The sequence below is a fragment of the Janthinobacterium sp. TB1-E2 genome (assembly GCF_036885605.1).
Taxonomy (GTDB): domain Bacteria; phylum Pseudomonadota; class Gammaproteobacteria; order Burkholderiales; family Burkholderiaceae_D; genus Janthinobacterium; species Janthinobacterium aestuarii.
On sequence record NZ_CP142523.1, the window covers coordinates 115807 to 131648 of the forward strand.

20 protein-coding genes are annotated in these 15842 nt (G+C 61.8%); 2 read left to right on the top strand and 18 right to left on the bottom strand.

Features of this window, described 5'->3' with window-relative positions:
* Positions 1 to 106: 106 nt before the first annotated feature.
* Both OPV09_RS00475 and OPV09_RS00480 read left to right on the top strand, forming a co-directional pair.
* On the top strand, positions 107 to 1963 hold the full coding sequence (locus tag OPV09_RS00475; protein ID WP_338682413.1) for a DUF885 domain-containing protein: 1857 nt from the start codon (positions 107 to 109) through the stop codon (positions 1961 to 1963).
* Between the two features lie 171 nt (positions 1964 to 2134).
* Complete coding sequence (locus tag OPV09_RS00480) at positions 2135 to 2602, top strand: hypothetical protein (protein WP_338680142.1); 468 nt, start codon at positions 2135 to 2137, stop codon at positions 2600 to 2602.
* Positions 2603 to 2686: 84 nt separating this feature from the next.
* On the opposite strand, the gene tatC is transcribed toward OPV09_RS00480, so the two are convergent.
* The 18 genes from tatC to OPV09_RS00570 all read right to left on the bottom strand — a co-directional run bounded on the left by tatC (position 2687) and on the right by OPV09_RS00570 (position 15791).
* Positions 2687 to 3442, bottom strand: coding sequence for a twin-arginine translocase subunit TatC (gene tatC, locus OPV09_RS00485; protein WP_034753858.1), 756 nt, complete (start codon positions 3440 to 3442; stop codon positions 2687 to 2689).
* On the bottom strand, positions 3439 to 3972 hold the full coding sequence (gene tatB / locus OPV09_RS00490; protein WP_338680144.1) for a Sec-independent protein translocase protein TatB: 534 nt from the start codon (positions 3970 to 3972) through the stop codon (positions 3439 to 3441). Before tatB ends, tatC begins: the two co-directional genes overlap by 4 nt.
* Before the next feature lie 48 nt (positions 3973 to 4020).
* Positions 4021 to 4257: a Sec-independent protein translocase subunit TatA gene (gene tatA, locus OPV09_RS00495; protein ID WP_034753854.1), complete on the bottom strand. Its 237-nt coding sequence runs from the start codon at positions 4255 to 4257 to the stop codon at positions 4021 to 4023.
* A gap of 80 nt (positions 4258 to 4337) precedes the next feature.
* Positions 4338 to 4709 carry a histidine triad nucleotide-binding protein gene (locus OPV09_RS00500; RefSeq protein ID WP_072457432.1) on the bottom strand — a complete coding sequence of 124 codons (372 nt, stop codon included), beginning with the start codon at positions 4707 to 4709 and terminating at the stop codon, positions 4338 to 4340.
* A gap of 15 nt (positions 4710 to 4724) precedes the next feature.
* Entirely contained in the window at positions 4725 to 5096 is a 372-nt protein-coding gene (locus tag OPV09_RS00505) for a phosphoribosyl-ATP diphosphatase (protein ID WP_034753849.1), read from the bottom strand.
* Complete coding sequence (gene hisI, locus OPV09_RS00510) at positions 5093 to 5530, bottom strand: phosphoribosyl-AMP cyclohydrolase (protein ID WP_034753847.1); 438 nt, start codon at positions 5528 to 5530, stop codon at positions 5093 to 5095. The genes OPV09_RS00505 and hisI overlap by 4 nt, the downstream gene beginning before the upstream one ends.
* Positions 5531 to 5550: 20 nt before the next feature.
* Positions 5551 to 6312, bottom strand: a complete 762-nt coding sequence (gene hisF / locus OPV09_RS00515; RefSeq protein WP_034753845.1) for an imidazole glycerol phosphate synthase subunit HisF — start codon at positions 6310 to 6312, stop codon at positions 5551 to 5553.
* Positions 6313 to 6373: 61 nt separating this feature from the next.
* Positions 6374 to 7147, bottom strand: a complete 774-nt coding sequence (gene hisA / locus OPV09_RS00520) for a 1-(5-phosphoribosyl)-5-[(5-phosphoribosylamino)methylideneamino]imidazole-4-carboxamide isomerase (protein ID WP_070303731.1) — start codon at positions 7145 to 7147, stop codon at positions 6374 to 6376.
* 55 nt (positions 7148 to 7202) lie between these two features.
* Complete coding sequence (gene hisH, locus OPV09_RS00525; RefSeq protein ID WP_072457435.1) at positions 7203 to 7841, bottom strand: imidazole glycerol phosphate synthase subunit HisH; 639 nt, start codon at positions 7839 to 7841, stop codon at positions 7203 to 7205.
* A gap of 35 nt (positions 7842 to 7876) precedes the next feature.
* Positions 7877 to 8467 (bottom strand): imidazoleglycerol-phosphate dehydratase HisB, encoded by a 591-nt coding sequence (hisB, locus tag OPV09_RS00530; RefSeq protein ID WP_010402123.1) that lies wholly within the window; start codon positions 8465 to 8467, stop codon positions 7877 to 7879.
* A 19-nt stretch (positions 8468 to 8486) separates the two neighbouring features.
* Positions 8487 to 9581, bottom strand: a complete 1095-nt coding sequence (hisC, locus tag OPV09_RS00535) for a histidinol-phosphate transaminase (protein ID WP_338680147.1) — start codon at positions 9579 to 9581, stop codon at positions 8487 to 8489.
* A 22-nt stretch (positions 9582 to 9603) separates the two neighbouring features.
* Positions 9604 to 10536 carry a site-specific DNA-methyltransferase gene (locus tag OPV09_RS00540; RefSeq protein ID WP_338680148.1) on the bottom strand — a complete coding sequence of 311 codons (933 nt, stop codon included), beginning with the start codon at positions 10534 to 10536 and terminating at the stop codon, positions 9604 to 9606.
* Complete coding sequence (gene hisD / locus OPV09_RS00545) at positions 10533 to 11858, bottom strand: histidinol dehydrogenase (RefSeq protein WP_338680150.1); 1326 nt, start codon at positions 11856 to 11858, stop codon at positions 10533 to 10535. The genes OPV09_RS00540 and hisD overlap by 4 nt, the downstream gene beginning before the upstream one ends.
* A 26-nt stretch (positions 11859 to 11884) precedes the next feature.
* A complete protein-coding gene (hisG, locus tag OPV09_RS00550) occupies positions 11885 to 12553 on the bottom strand; it encodes an ATP phosphoribosyltransferase (RefSeq protein WP_070219646.1) in 669 nt (222 codons plus the stop codon).
* 12 nt (positions 12554 to 12565) lie between these two features.
* Positions 12566 to 13816 carry a UDP-N-acetylglucosamine 1-carboxyvinyltransferase gene (gene murA, locus OPV09_RS00555; RefSeq protein WP_034753826.1) on the bottom strand — a complete coding sequence of 417 codons (1251 nt, stop codon included), beginning with the start codon at positions 13814 to 13816 and terminating at the stop codon, positions 12566 to 12568.
* 4 nt (positions 13817 to 13820) lie between these two features.
* Positions 13821 to 14057 carry a BolA family protein gene (locus tag OPV09_RS00560; RefSeq protein ID WP_034753824.1) on the bottom strand — a complete coding sequence of 79 codons (237 nt, stop codon included), beginning with the start codon at positions 14055 to 14057 and terminating at the stop codon, positions 13821 to 13823.
* 58 nt (positions 14058 to 14115) lie between these two features.
* A complete protein-coding gene (locus tag OPV09_RS00565; RefSeq protein ID WP_034753822.1) occupies positions 14116 to 14877 on the bottom strand; it encodes an ABC transporter permease in 762 nt (253 codons plus the stop codon).
* Complete coding sequence (locus OPV09_RS00570; protein ID WP_070303724.1) at positions 14874 to 15791, bottom strand: ABC transporter ATP-binding protein; 918 nt, start codon at positions 15789 to 15791, stop codon at positions 14874 to 14876. Before OPV09_RS00570 ends, OPV09_RS00565 begins: the two co-directional genes overlap by 4 nt.
* Positions 15792 to 15842 lie beyond the last annotated feature (51 nt).

Below are 15842 nucleotides of genomic sequence, written 5' to 3' on the forward strand. Positions count from 1 at the left end.
CCCAGACAAGCAAGGCCAACCTTTCAATAGTTGTTTGTTACTTATATTATCAGTTTATTATTTTCTGATGAGGGCAAACGACAAAATATTCAAGAGATAAACTATGCTGATAAAAAATAAAGTTGCGCTCGCCGCATTGATGATGGCTTTTACCCTGACACCGGCCAGCGCCGCGAAAAAGCCGCAGAAAAACGGCAAGGCCAGCACCAGCAGCAAGAAGAAAACCGTCGCCAAGAAAGCAGCCGTCGTCACGGCGGCAACGGCAGCCACGGTCGCGGCCGTCGCCAGCGAGAACAGCAGCGACCGCTCCATGAATAACCTGAGCGGCCAGTTCCTCACGGCCCTGTGGCGCCTGGACCCGGAAAGCGCGATTTCCGTCGGCAAGTACGATGGCGCCGCCAACCTGAGCATTCCCGACGCGGCCAGCCGCCAGAAGCAACTGGCCTTCATCGAAGAATGGCTGGGCAAGTTCGGCAAGCTCAATGCCGGCAAAATGTCGGACAAGCAACGTACCGACCTGGCCTTGCTGACGAATAAACTGCAATCGGACCGCTGGTATCTGACCACCTTCCGCGAATTCGAATGGAATCCCGCCCAGTACAACGTGGCCGGTTCCATCGACTTCATCCTGAACACGGAATATGCGGCCCAGCCGCAGCGCCTGCGCACCTTGCTCAAGCGCATAGCCACCGTGCCGCAATACTATGCGGCCGCGCGCGCCAGCATCGTCAACCCCACGCGCGAACACACGCAGCTGGCCATCGCACAGAGCGCAGGCGTGCTCAGCGTGCTTGACGACTTGAACAAGACGGCACAGGGTTCCATCCTGACGCCGGCGGAAAAACAGCTATACAACGCGCGCATCGCTGCGGCCCGCACGGCCGTGCAAGGCTATGCGGCCTGGCTGACGGAACAGGATGCGGCGCTGGCGCAGAACGGCAACGCGCGCTCCTTCCGCATCGGCAAGGATTTGTACGAACAGAAATTCGCCTACGATATCCAGGCCAGCGTGAGCGCCGAGCAGATGTACCAGAAAGCCCTGGCCGCGCGCGAAAAGCTGCTCGAGCACATGGATAGCCTGTCCGACGAGCTGTGGGTAAAAACCATGGGCGCCACGGCCAAGCCGGCGGACCGCACGGCAAAGATCGGCATGGTGATCGACAAGCTCTCCAGCAACCACGTGGCGGCCGCCGACTTCGTGCCGGAAATCCGCCGCCAGATCCCCGAGCTGCAGGAATGGGTCACCAGCCACAACCTGCTGACGATGGACCCGAAAAAACCCCTGGTCGTGCGTGAAACGCCCGCTTACCAGCGCGGCGTGGCTGGCGCCAGCATCGAGGCGCCCGGCCCGTACCGCCCGCAAGACCGCACCTATTACAACGTGACGCCGCTCGATGGCGAAACGCCGGAACAGGCGGAAAGCAGCTTGCGCGAATACAACCACTGGATCTTGCAGATCCTGAATATCCACGAAGCCATCCCCGGCCACTACACGCAGCTCGTGTATGCCAACAAATCGCCGTCCCTGGTCAAGTCGATCTTCGGCAACGGCGCCATGATCGAAGGCTGGGCCGTGTATGGCGAGCGCATGATGCTCGAATCAGGCTATGGCAACAACGCGCCGGAAATGTGGCTGATGTATTCGAAGTGGAACTTGCGCAGCGTCACCAACACCATCCTCGATTACAGCGTGCACGTGCTGGGCATGACGGAAGCGCAAGCGCTCGACCTGCTGACGCGCCAGGCCTTCCAGACCCAGCGTGAAGCCAAGGAAAAATGGCGCCGTGTGCAGCTGAGCTCGGTGCAACTGACCAGCTATTTCAGCGGCTACAGCGAAATCATGGACTTGCGCGAACAGCGCAAGCAAGCGCTGGGCAGCAAATTCGTGCTGAAGGATTTCCACGAGCAATTCCTCAGCTACGGCAGCGCGCCCGTGAAAGTCATCAAGGAACTGATGAATTAACTCGTACGCCTCCTCTCCTTGCAAAGGGCGCCGCGGCGCCCTTTTTGCATGCGTTTGCGCCACCGCAAACCGCCGGCGTGCCTGTCCATTACGCTGACGGGAAGGCAGGCGCCACCGCACTCCTCACTGGCAATTGCCGATTTTCCTGCTAGGCTGGATACAGGAGCGTCCATGCATATGCCCATCCAGTTCGACACCTTCGATTACGCCAAACGCCTTGCCTCGGCCGGCGTGCCCACGCAGCAGGCGGAAGCCCATGCGACGGCGCTGGGCGACGTACTGGGTTCGGCCGTCGTCGTGCATGGCGAACTGGCGGCGCTGGAGCGCAATCTGCTGGGGGAAATCAAGCTGGTGTCGCACAACGTCGATGCCAAGGTGGGCGCCCTGGAGTTGAAGATCGATGCACTGGAGCTCAGACTCGATACCCGGATCGATGCACTGGACCTGAAACTCGATACGAGGATCGATGCGCTGGAGCACAAATTCGATACTAAATTCGACGCCTTGGAACACAAATTCGACGCCCGCCTGGAACGCCTGGACTTGCGCCATGGCGCGGACATGAAACACGTGTACTGGATGATGAGCACCCTGATCCTGCTCAATCTGGGCATCCTCAGCAAACTGATGCTGCAGTAAGCACCTGCTAACTGATCTGGCAATAAAAAAGCCGCTGCTCCCGAAGGAGGCCAGCGGCTTTTGCTTGCGCGTCTTGCAAACCGTCTAGGACGCTTCTTCCGGCGCCTGCGTGGCCTTGACGAAGATGGGCGCTACCAGCAGGCCCAGCTCGAACAGCAGACACATCGGGATGGCCAGCGAGAACTGGCTGACGACGTCCGGCGGCGTGACGATGGCGGCAATCACGAAGGCGCCGACGATGATGTAGGGACGCACTTCCTTGAGTTTCGCAATAGAAACAATGCCCATGCGCACGAGGATCACCACCACTACGGGCACTTCGAACGTGGCGCCAAAGGCCAGGCACATCGACATGACGAAATCGAGGTAGTTTTCGATATCGGGCGTGACGGCGATCGACGATGGCGAAAAGTCGCTGATGAAGTGGAAGACGCGGCCAAACACAAAGAAATAACAGAAGGCCACGCCGGCCATGAACAGCAGGGAAGACGAGATGACCAGCGGCGCGATCAGGCGCTTTTCATGCGTGTACAGGCCGGGGGCGATAAACGCCCACATCTGGTACAGCACCCAGGGCAAGGCGACGATAAAGGCGATCACCAAGGTCACTTTCATCGGCACCAGGAACGGTGAAATGACGCCGGTGGCGATCATTTTCGAACCGGCCGGCAGCGAGGCGATCATCGGGGCCGCAATAAAATCGTAGATCTGCGAGGGGCCGGGCCAATAGAACAGTACCGCGCAGACGACGGCGATGCCGATCGACGCCTTGACCAGGCGGTTGCGCAGCTCGACCAGATGCGAGATAAAAGTTTCTTCCACCGGGGATTTGCTACTCATGAGTAAAAGGAGGAGGAACTGGCGCGCGGACGGAAGCGCGCCACGCGGGCGGCCGCCGACTGCACGTGCAGCTTGCCGCCATGGCGCTGCTTGTACCAGCCAGGGATGGCGGAATTGCGCACCAGCTTCTTGCGGCGGAATTCGCGCGCCTTGCGGGCCAGGTCTTCATTGGTGGCGCGCAGCATGGCTTCATGGGCATCGTGATGCCCGTCATACGCACTGGCATCGCCACGCCAGGCGTTTTCCACCTCGGCCAGGTTGCCCGAGATCGAGTTTTCCACGCCATGCATGGATTTCTCCACGCTTTGCTTGACGGAATGGGCCGCATCCTGCACTTCCTTCTGCAGGCTTTTCAGCTCTTCCATTTCAATTTCGCGCGAGACTTCGGATTTCACCTGGTTCAGGTAGCGTTGCGCGCGGCCATACAGGGTACCGGCCATGCGCGCCACTCTCGGCAACTTTTCAGGGCCGATGACTATCAACGCAACCACGCCGATGATGGCGATTTTAGAGAGACCGAGATCGATCATAAGCGGACAAGGGCCGTTACCGGACGAGGCAAGCGCCCCGCCACGCTATCAGGACTTGCTTTTCTCTTTCGTCTCGACGTCGATGGTGCTTTTGTCGGCCACTTGCGATGGCGCAGCAGGAGGGGTATTGGCTGCCGGGGCGTCATCTTCGCCCTTGACGCCATCCTTGAAGCCTTTGACGGCCTTGCCGATATCACCGCCGATATTGCCCAGTTTCTTGGTGCCGAAGACCAGCATCACAATGACCAGAACGATCACCCAGTGCCAAATACTCAATGAACCCATCACATTCTCCTTGCGGGACGGTGCCCGAATAGCGTCAACCAATGCCGGTAGTATACACGTGAACCCGGCGCGCAGCGAAATCAGTGTTGACCGCGCCAGGGACGGGGACCGCCGTACACATGCATGTGCAGGTGATACACCTCTTGCCCGCCGTTCGGGCCGCTGTTGATCATGGTCTTGAAGCCGCCGGCGGGCGCGCCATCGGCGTCATACGTGACGGCGCAACCGAACTCGGCAGCAAGTTTCGGCGCCAGGCGCAGCAGCTTGCCCAGCATGTCCGTATGGCTGTCGTCGCAATCGGACAGGCTGGCCACGTGGCGCTTCGGGATCAGCAGCAGATGCACGGGGGCGGCCGGATTGATATCCTTGAAGGCCAGCAAGTCCTCGTCTTCATACACGATGCTCGAGGGAATTTGTTTTGCGGCAATCTTGCAGAAAATACAGTTATCCACGCACGCTCCAATAGGTCAGTGTTTGTCTGTTTCGCCGGCGTCGCGCAGCTCATCCTTGCGTGCCGCCTTTTCTTCCAGGCCGGACAGGCCTTCGCGGCGCGCCAGCTCGTCGAGTACCTGCTGCGGCGTCAGGTCGAACTGCGCCAGCATCACCAGCGAGTGGAACCACAGGTCGGCGCATTCATACAGCACCTTCGACGGGTCGTTGTCGCGGCGCGCATCCTTGGCGGCCATCACGGTTTCCGTGGCCTCTTCGCCGATTTTTTTCAAAATCGCGTCATCGCCCTTGGCAAACAGGCGCGCGACGTACGACGTGGCTGGGTCGCCGCCATTGGCCAGCTTGCGCGATTCGATCACGGCGGCCAGGCGCTTCAGGGTTTCGCTCATTTGCTCTTGCTTTCCGCGTAAATCGTCTCAGGGTCTTTCAGGACGGGGTCGGTGACTTGCCATTCGCCCGTTTTTTCGTCGCCTTCGAATTTCTGGAAGAAACACGAATGGCGGCCCGTATGGCAGGCGATGCCGCCCGCCTGCTCGATTTTCAGCAAGACCACGTCTTCGTCGCAATCGAGGCGGATTTCCAGCACCTTTTGCGTGTGGCCCGACTCTTCGCCCTTGTGCCACAGTTTCTTGCGCGAACGGCTCCAGTACACGGCTTCGCCCAGCTCCACCGTGCGCGCCAGCGCATCCCGGTTCATCCAGGCGAACATCAGCACGTCGTTGCTGCCCGCTTCCTGCGCGATCACGGGCACGAGGCCGTGCTCGTCCCATTTGACCTTTTTCAGCCACTTGGCATTGCTTGCTACGATGGTTCCGTTTTGCATGTTCTTCTATCCTGCTGATTTTACGCCAGACGCATGGGGATGCCCTGCTGCGCCATGAAACGCTTGGCTTCCTGCACCGTGTGCTGGCCATAATGGAAGATGCTGGCGGCCAGCACGGCATCCGCGCGGCCCACCTTGATGCCATCGACCAGGTCTTGCAAGCCGCCCACGCCGCCCGAGGCGATGACGGGAATGCTGACGGCGTCGGACACGCCGCGCGTCAGGCCCAGGTCGAAGCCGACCTTGGTGCCGTCGCGGTCCATGCTGGTAAGCAAGATTTCGCCGGCGCCCAGGCTTTCCATTTTACGCGCCCATTCGAACGCGTCCAGGCCCGTGGCGGTGCGTCCGCCATGGGTAAACACTTCCCACTTGCCGGGTGACACCTGCTTGGCGTCGATGGCGACGACGATGCACTGCGAGCCGTGCTTCTGCGACGCCTCGTACACGAGCTGGGGATTCGTCACGGCCGAGGTGTTGATGCTGACCTTGTCGGCGCCCGCGTTGAGCAGCCGGCGCACGTCTTCCACCACGCGCACGCCGCCGCCCACCGTCAGCGGAATGAACACTTGCGACGCCACGGCTTCGATGATGTCGAAGATCAGGCCGCGGTTGTCGCTGGACGCGGTAATGTCGAGGAAAGTGATTTCATCGGCGCCCTGCTCGTCATAGCGGCGGGCGATTTCCACCGGGTCGCCGGCGTCGCGCAATTCCGTGAAATTGACGCCTTTGACGACACGGCCATTGGTCACGTCGAGGCAGGGGATGATACGTTTTGCAAGCATGATGGTATCCAGATTGTCGCCAGGCCAGGGCGTGCGCATGCACGCTCCCGGCCGGGCAGGCTTAAACGGCGGCGTCGGTCAGGTCGTCGGCGCGTTCTTGCGCCTGCGCCAGGTCGATCGTGCCTTCATAGATGGAACGGCCGCAGATCACGCCTTCGATGCCTTCGGCCTGTACCGCGCACAGCGCTTCCACGTCGCCGATATTGTGCAGGCCGCCCGAAGCGATGACGGGGATCTTGACGGCTTGCGCCAGCTTGACGGTGGCGTCGATATTGATGCCGCCCATCATGCCGTCGCGGCCGATGTCCGTGTAGATGATCGATTCGACGCCGTAGGCTTCGAATTTTTTCGCCAGATCGATCACTTCGTGGCCCGACATCTTGCTCCAGCCATCCGTTGCCACTTTACCATCCTTGGCATCGAGACCGACGATGATGTGGCCGGGGAAAGCGCTGCAGGCATCGTGCAGGAAGCCGGGGCTTTTCACGGCCGCCGTGCCGATGATGATGTAGGTGATGCCGGCGTCAAGGTAGCGCTCGATGGTGTCGAGGTCGCGGATACCGCCGCCCAGCTGCACGGGGATTTCCTCGATGTCGTTTTCCACGGCGAAATCCTGCACGGCCTTCAGGATGGCCTTGACGGCGCCCTCGTTCTTCGGCTTGCCGGCAAAAGCGCCGTTCAGGTCGACCAGGTGCAGCCGGCGCGCGCCTTGCATCAGCCAATGGCGGGCCATGTCGGCCGGGTCTTCGGAAAATACGGTGGCAAGTTCCATATCGCCTTGTTTCAGGCGTACGCAGTGACCGTCTTTCAGGTCGATGGCGGGAATGAGCAGCATGGTCAGTGTGATTTAAAAGTGAGTGATAGGCGGAAAAAAAGCCGGAGAGCTAACGTTAAGGTTGCCAGTGAACGAAGTTCTTGTACAGCTGCAAGCCAGCGGCAGCACTTTTTTCAGGGTGGAACTGTGTGGCGAAAATATTATCACGGGCGACGGCGCAAGCGAACGGCGCACCATAGACAGTCTCGCCCACCGTGTGCAACGCCTCTTGAGGTTGAGCAAAATAGCTGTGCACAAAGTAAAAATAGGCGTTGTCGGCGATACCATCCCACATGACATGGGACGCCGTTTGCCGCACTTGGTTCCAGCCCATTTGCGGCACCTTGAAGCGCGAACCGTCTTCCTGCACCTGGCCGTCGAGCTGGAAACGCACGACTTTGCCGGGCAGCAAGCCCAGACCGGCCGCGTCGCCCTCTTCGCTGCCGTCGAACAGCATTTGCTCACCGATGCACACGCCCAGCACGGGCTTGCTGTCGGCGGCGCGCAGCAGCGCTTCGAGCACGCCCGATTCGCGCAGGCTGCGCATGCAGTCGGGCATGGCGCCCTGGCCCGGCAAGACGATGCGGTCGGCGCTGTCGATGTCTTGCGCCAACCCGGAAATGCGCACGTCGGCTTCGGGCGCCACGGCGCGCAGCGCTTGCGCCACCGAGCGCAAATTGCCCATGCCGTAATCCACCACCACAATTTTATTCATGTTTGATCTCGGAATCTACAGTGGTTCGCGGGCGCTTACAGGCTGCCCTTGGTCGATGGAATGATGCCGGCCGCGCGCTCATCGAGCTCGGCAGCCATGCGCAGCGCGCGGCCAAAGGCCTTGAACACGGTTTCGCATTGATGGTGGGCATTCGTACCGCGCAGGTTGTCGATATGCAAGGTCACGCCCGCATGGTTGACGAAGCCGCGGAAAAATTCCAAGGTCAGGTCGACATCGAAGCCGGCGATCATGGCGCGCGTAAACGGGATGTGGTATTCGATGCCCGGGCGGCCCGAGAAATCGAGCACCACGCGCGACAGCGCCTCGTCCAGCGGCACGTACGCATGGCCGTAGCGGCGGATACCCTTCTTGTCACCGATGGCCTTGGCCACGGCCATGCCCAAGGTGATGCCCACGTCTTCCACCGTATGGTGGTTGTCGATATGCACGTCGCCCGTCGCTTCGATATCGAGGTCGATCAAGCCGTGGCGGGCGATCTGGTCCAGCATATGGTCGAGGAAGGGCACGCCAGTGTTCAGCTTTTGCTGGCCGGTGCCATCGAGGTTGAGGGCGACGCGAACTTGCGTCTCATTGGTGTTGCGCGTGATTTCTGCGGTGCGGTTCATGGGAGGCTCTGGCGGTAGGCTAAACGAGGGATGCCTTGAAGGCATCGTAAAAAAGGGAATTTTCTTCCGGGGTGCTGACGCTGATGCGCAGGCAATTGGCCAGCGCAGCATGCATTTTACTCATATTTTTAATTAAAACCCGGCGGGCAAGCAGTTTTGCGCAAACATCGTCGGAATCAGCCACACGAATCAGAAGAAAATTTGCCTTCGAGGGAAATACCGTCACGCCGGGCAACTGCGCCAGGCGCAGCGCCAGGTCGTCGCGCGCGCTGTTGAGCAGGGCCGCCTGGGCATTCAATACGTCGAGGTGATCGAGCGCGAATTCAGCCGCCGCCTGCGTCAGCACGTTCACATTGTACGGCGGGCGCACTTTCTCGAATTGCGCCAGCAGGGCCGGCGCGGCCGACATGTAGCCGAGGCGGATGCCGGCCAGGCCCAGTTTCGACACGGTGCGCATCACCACCAGGTTCTCGAACTCGGGCAGGCGGCCCATGAAGCTGTGCTGCGCGAACGGCTCGTAGGCTTCGTCGACGACGGCGATGCCCGTGTCGCCGAGCGCCGCGAGGATGCGCTCGATATCGGCGCTGGCAAACAGGTTGCCCGTCGGGTTGTTCGGATAGGCGAGGAACACCAGCGCCGGGCGGTGTTCTTCGATGGCCGCCAGCATGGCCGGCATGTCCAGGCTGAAATCGGCCTGCAGAGGCACGCCGACGAAATCCATGCCGGCAAACTGCGCCGAGCGTGCATACATGACGAAGGCGGGAACGGGCGCCAGCAGCACGGCGCACTTGCCCGGCTCCTGATGCGCGCACGCCATGGCCAGGATGGAAATCAGTTCATCGGAGCCGTTGCCCAGCATGACGTCGTAGCCGGCGGGCACGCCGAGCTTGGCGCAGATAGCCGCCTGCAGGCTGGCGTACGACGGCGGATAGCGGTTCAATACCACGCCGGCCAGGCGCGCGCCCAGTTCCTCGCGCAGATGCGGCGGCAGCGGATACGGGTTTTCCATCGCATCGAGTTTGATGTAACCGCTGGCATCGGCTACCTGGTAGCTTTTGACGGCCCGCACATCGGCGCGCACGGTGTTGCTGATTAACTGATCGAGGAAAGACATGCTGCAAACACTCCTGATGGAATTAAATGGATACGTCTTCCGGCACGGCGGCGCTGCGCGCCTTGCGGGCCGGCGCTTTTTTCACGGCGGGCGGTTTCTTCACGGCGGCCGGCTTTTTGGCCGCCGCCGGTTTCTTCGCTGCCGCCTTGGCGGGCTTGGTCGCGGGCGGTGCTGCCAGCTCCTGCGTCAGCGCCGCCAATCGCTGTTCGATGATGGCGCAGTAGTCGGCGTTCAATTCAAAGCCGACGAAATCGCGCCCGCAGCGCTTGGCCGCCAGGGCCGTGGTGCCGCTGCCCATGAACAGGTCGAGCACCACTCCGCCGGGCGGGCACGACGCCTTGACCATGCGCTCGATGATTTCGAGCGGCTTTTGCGTCGGGTGGTCGGCCCGTTCCGGGTGTTCCTTGTGCAGGCGCGATACGCTCCACAAGTCTTTCGGGTTGTAGCCCACTTCCAGCCATTTGGCGCCGATGAAGATCGAGCGCGAACGGGCTTTCTTGGTGGCCGCGTCGTAGGCGATGCGCACCGCGTCAAGGTCGAAGTAGTAATCCTTGCGCTTGACGAAGAAGCCGATGGTGTCGTGCACCGATGAAAAGCTGCGCACGCTGCCGCCCATGGACGGCACGCGGCGGTCCCAGATGATTTCATTCATCATCGCCATGCGCTGCTTCAGCATGACGAAGATCTCCGGCGAATAGCGCCAGGTGAGGAAGATATACAGGCTGCCGTTGGCTTTCAGCTTGGGCAGCGCCGCATCGATCCACTGTTCCGTCCAGCGCAGGTAGTCGGCCACCGACTGCTGGTCCGAGGCATTGCCGTAATCCTTGCCCAGGTTGTACGGCGGATCCGTCAGGATCAGGTCCACCGAGCCATCGGGAATGCGCGCCAGCCCCGCCAGCGCATCTTCGCAATAGACCCGGTTGACCCAGTCCGGCTGCTCCGCCAACTTCGTCATGGCTGCGGCTTCAGGCGCAGTTCGGCGCTGCGCGCGTGCGCCTGCAAGCCTTCACCGTACGCCAGGGTGGCGGCGACACGGCCCAGGGTTTGCGCGCCCGCTTCACTCACGTGAATGATGGACGAGCGCTTCTGGAAGTCGTACACGCCCAGCGGCGACGAAAAGCGCGCCGTGCGCGACGTCGGCAGCACGTGGTTGGGACCGCAGCAATAGTCGCCCAGCGATTCGGACGAGAAGCGCCCGAGGAACATGGCGCCCGCGTGGCGGATCCGCTCGGCCCACTGCTGCGGATTCTCCGCCGAGATTTCCAGGTGTTCCGCAGCGATGGCATTGGCGATCTCGCACGCCTCTTCCATGCTGCGCACCTTGATCAGCGCGCCGCGGTCCGCCAGCGAGGTGCTGATGGTGGCCTGGCGCGGCATCGTCGGCAGCAGCTTGGCGATGCTCTCTTCGACTTTCGCGATGTAAGCGGCGTCCGGGCACAGCAGAATCGCCTGCGCCAGTTCGTCGTGCTCGGCCTGGGAAAACAGGTCCATCGCGACCCAGTCCGGGTCCGTCGTGCCATCGCACAGCACGAGGATTTCGGAAGGCCCCGCGATCATGTCGATGCCGACGATGCCGAACACGCGGCGCTTGGCGGCGGCCACGTAGGCATTGCCGGGGCCGACGATTTTATCGACGGCGGTGATGCTCTGTGTTCCATACGCCAGTGCGCCGACGGCTTGCGCACCGCCGATCGTGATCACGCGCGTCACGCCCGCGATCGCGGCGGCGGCCAGCACCATCTGGTTTTTCACGCCATCAGGCGTCGGCACCACCATGATGATTTCGCCCACGCCCGCCACGTGCGCGGGAATGGCGTTCATCAGCACGGACGACGGATACGCGGCCTTGCCGCCCGGGACGTAGATGCCGACCCGGTCCAGCGGCGTTATTTTCTGCCCCAGCACCGTGCCATCGGGCTCGGTGTAGGTAAAGCCGCGCAGTTCTTCGCGCTGGCGTTCGTGGAAGGCACGGATGCGCTGGGCGGCGATCTGCAGCGCTTCGCGCTGCGCCGACGGCAAGCCGTTCAGGGCCGCCTGCAATTCGGCTTGCGAAATATCGAAGGCCGCCATTTCCGCCGCGCCGCCATGCGGGATGCGGTCGAAACGGTTCGTGTATTCCAGTACGGCGGCGTCGCCGCGCGTTTTCACGTCGGCCAGGATTTTTGCGACCGACGTTTCAATCGCTGCATCGGTACCCGCCTCGAACGCCAGCAAGGTGTCGAGCGATTGTTGGAAACCATCCTGGCTTGAATCGAGCTTGCGTATCTGTATCGGCATAATCGGCTTTCTGCTACTGAAGGTGTCTAGGCTTGCGAGGCGCGTTCAAACGCCTCGATAATCGGCTGCAAGCGCTCGCGCTTGAGCTTGAGCGCGGCCTGGTTGACCACCAGGCGCGACGAAATTTCCATGATGTGCTCGACTTCGACGAGGTTGTTCGCGCGCAGGGTGCTGCCCGTGCTGACCAGGTCGACGATGGCGTCGGACAAACCGACCAAAGGCGCCAGCTCCATCGAGCCATACAGCTTGATCAGGTCGACGTGCACGCCCTTGGCGGCGAAGTGCTCGCGCGCCGTGTGCACGAACTTGGTGGCCACGCGCAATCGCGCGCCCTGGTGCACGGCCTTTTCGTAGTCAAAACCGGCCTGCACCGCCACCGACATGCGGCAAGAAGCGATATTCAGGTCGATCGGCTGGTACAGGCCTTCGCCGCCGTGTTCGAGCAAGACATCCTTGCCCGCCACGCCGAAATCGGCCGCGCCGTACTGCACGTAGGTCGGCACGTCGCTGGCGCGCACGATGATGACGCGCACGTTCGGATCGTTGGTGGCCAAAATCAGCTTGCGCGAGGTCTCCGGGTTTTCCAGCACCTTGATGCCGGCCGCTTCCAGCAGCGGCATGGTGTCCTCAAAAATGCGGCCTTTCGACAGCGCCAGGATCAGCTGGGAGCTGTCACCGTTGTTCGATCCGTTCATGCTCGTTCCTTGTTATTTGATGCGTACGATATTCGCGCCGACGGCCGACAGCTTCACTTCCATGCGGTCGTAACCGCGGTCGAGGTGATAGATGCGGTCGATCAGCGTTTCGCCATCGGCGGCCAGGGCCGCGATCACCAGCGACGCCGACGCGCGCAGGTCGGTCGCCATCACGGGCGCGCCGCGCAACTGCTTGACGCCGGCGATGATGGCCGTGTTGCCTTCGATGGTGATGTCGGCGCCCAGGCGGTTCATTTCCTGCACGTGCATGAAGCGGTTCTCGAAGATCGTTTCGGTGACGCGGCTGGCGCCATTGGCGATCGTGTTCACGGCCATGAACTGCGCCTGCATGTCGGTCGGGAAGCCCGGGTATTCCGTCGTGCGGAAGCTGACGGGGTTCGGGCGGGCCGACATCTCGGCGCGGATCCAGTCGGCGCCGAAGGTCATCGTCAGGCCCATGGCGCGCAGCTTGTCGAGCGCAGAGTCGAGGATATCGGTGCGCACGTTGCGCAGGGTGATATCGCCGCCGGTGGCCGCCACGGCGCACAGGAAGGTGCCCGTTTCGATACGGTCGGCGATCACCGCGTGCGAGGCGCCGTGCAGCGCGTCCACGCCCTGGATCACCAGGCGGCTGGTGCCGATGCCGTCGATCTTCGCGCCCATGGCCACCAGCAGGTGGGCCAGGTCGGTCACTTCCGGTTCGCAGGCGGCGTTTTCCAGGATGGTCTCGCCTTCGGCCAGGGTCGCGGCCATCAGCAAATTCTCGGTGCCGGTGACGGTGATCATGTCGGTGACGATGCGCGCGCCTTTGAGCTTGGCGCACTTGGCGTAGATGTAGCCCGCTTCGATGCGGATCTCGGCGCCCAGCGCCTCCAGCCCCTTGATGTGCTGGTCGACGGGGCGCGAACCGATGGCGCAGCCGCCCGGCAGCGAGACCTTGGCTTCGCCGAAGCGCGCCAGCATGGGGCCCAGCACGAGGATCGAGGCGCGCATGGTTTTCACCAGTTCATACGGCGCTTCCAGGGTGTCGATGGCGCTGCCGTTGAGCACCACGCGGTCGCCGTCCTGCCGCACTTTCAAGCCCGTCTGGCCCAGCAGTTTCAGCATGGTGGCCACGTCGTGCAGATGCGGCACGTTGGTCAGGTCCAGGTCGCCGGCGGTCAGGAGACCCGCGCACAGGATGGGCAGGGCGGCGTTTTTCGCGCCGGAGATGGCGATGTCGCCGTTCAGGCGGTTGCCGCCGTTGATGAGGAGCTTGTCCATGTGCTTATCCTTGGAATTCTTCAGGTGTCAGGGTTTTCATCGACAGCGCGTGGATTTCCTCGCGCATGCGGTCGCCCAGCGCCGCGTAGACGATCTGGTGGCGCTGGATCAGGCGCTTGCCGGCAAATGCGGGCGAGACGATCACGGCCTGGAAGTGCTGGCCATCGCCCTCCACTTCGAGGTGCGTGCATTCGAGGCCGGCCGACAGATAGCCGTGGATCAGTTCTGGAGTGGTGGTCACGATAAGTCCTTGATATTGAATAATGTAGTGATGTGATATGCCGCAATCAACGGCGCAATTAGTGTCGCAGTCGGTAGCCGCTTTTCAGCAGGCGGATCGATGCGAGCGCCAGGATCACGAGGAAGCCGGCGACGATGGAAAGACTGAGCCACGGGCTGACGTCGGACACGCCGAAGAAGCCGTAGCGGAAGCCGTCGATCATGTAGAAGAAGGGGTTCAAATGCGATACCGTCTGCCAGAAGGCGGGCAGCGAGTGGATCGAATAGAACACGCCCGACAGGAAAGTGGCCGGCATGATCAGGAAGTTCTGGAAGGCGGCCAGCTGGTCGAATTTCTCGGCCCAGATGCCGGCGATCAGGCCCATGGTGCCCAGCATGGCGGCGCCGAGAAACGCGAAGACGACGATCCACAGCGGCGCGACGAACGACAGGTCGGCGAACCAGCACGTGATGGCGAACACGCCAAAGCCCACGGCCAGGCCGCGCGCGACGGAAGCGAGTACATACGCCGAGAAGATTTCCCAGTGCGACAGGGGAGTGAGCAGCACGAACACCAGGTTGCCCGTGATCTTGGACTGGATCAGCGAGGACGAGGAATTGGCGAACGCGTTTTGCAGCACGCTCATCATCACCAGGCCGGGAATCAGAAAGGCCGTGTAGCTGACGCCGGGACTCGGCTCGACGCGGCCGTCGAGCACATGGCCGAACACCAGCAGGTACAGCATCGACGTGAGCACGGGCGCGGCCACGGTTTGCGTCGCCACTTTCCAGAAGCGCAGCGTCTCTTTGTAGACGAGGGTGCGAAATCCTGTCGAAATCATACGGTACCTTTATCCATGATCTGCAAGAAGATATCTTCCAGGTCGGCTTGTTGCAATTGCATTTCATCGATCTCGGCACCCGCTTCGCGCAGGCGGGCGAGGATTTTTTCGACTTCGCTGTATTCGTTGACGCGCAGGCTGAACTTGTTCGGCGCCTGCTGTTCTTCCGCATGCAGCACCAGGTGCCGCAGATCGTCCGGCAGGCTGCCGTTTTTCAGGTGCAGCTGCAGCTGCGAGCCGGCGATGCGGCGGATCAGGGCCGACATGGTGTCGAGCGCCACCACCTTGCCCGTCTTCAGCATGGCCACGCGCTGGCACATGGCTTGCGCCTCTTCCAGGTAGTGGGTGGTCAAGACGACCGTGTGGCCGCCTTCGCGGTTCAGGCGCGAGATGAACTTCCACAAGGTCTGGCGCAGTTCCACGTCGACGCCGGCCGTCGGCTCATCGAGCACGATGACGGGCGGCTTGTGCACCAGCGCCTGGGCCACGAGCACGCGACGCTTCATGCCGCCGGACAGCGCGCGCATGTTCGTGTCGGCCTTGCCGGTGAGGTCGAGGTTTTCCATGACCTCGTCGATCCACTTGTCGTTGTTCGGCAGGCCGAAATAGCCGGACTGCAGGCGCAAGGTTTCGCGCACGGTGAAAAACGGATCGAACACCAGTTCCTGCGGCACCACGCCCAGGTTGCGGCGCGCGTTGCGGAAGTCCTTGACCACGTCGTGGCCATGGATCTTGACGGTGCCCGCGTCGGGGCGTATCAGGCCGGCGATGATGGAAATGAGGGTGGTCTTGCCGGCACCATTGGGACCGAGCAGGCCGAAAAACTCGCCTTCTTCGATGGCCAGCGACACGCCGCCCAGCGCCTTGAGCGATTTATAGCTCTTTTCTACATTCGTTATTTGAATTGCGGTCATGTGCTTGTTTCAAGTGTAATGCGTCTGGTGTGATGCGCCAGTTGCCGGAGA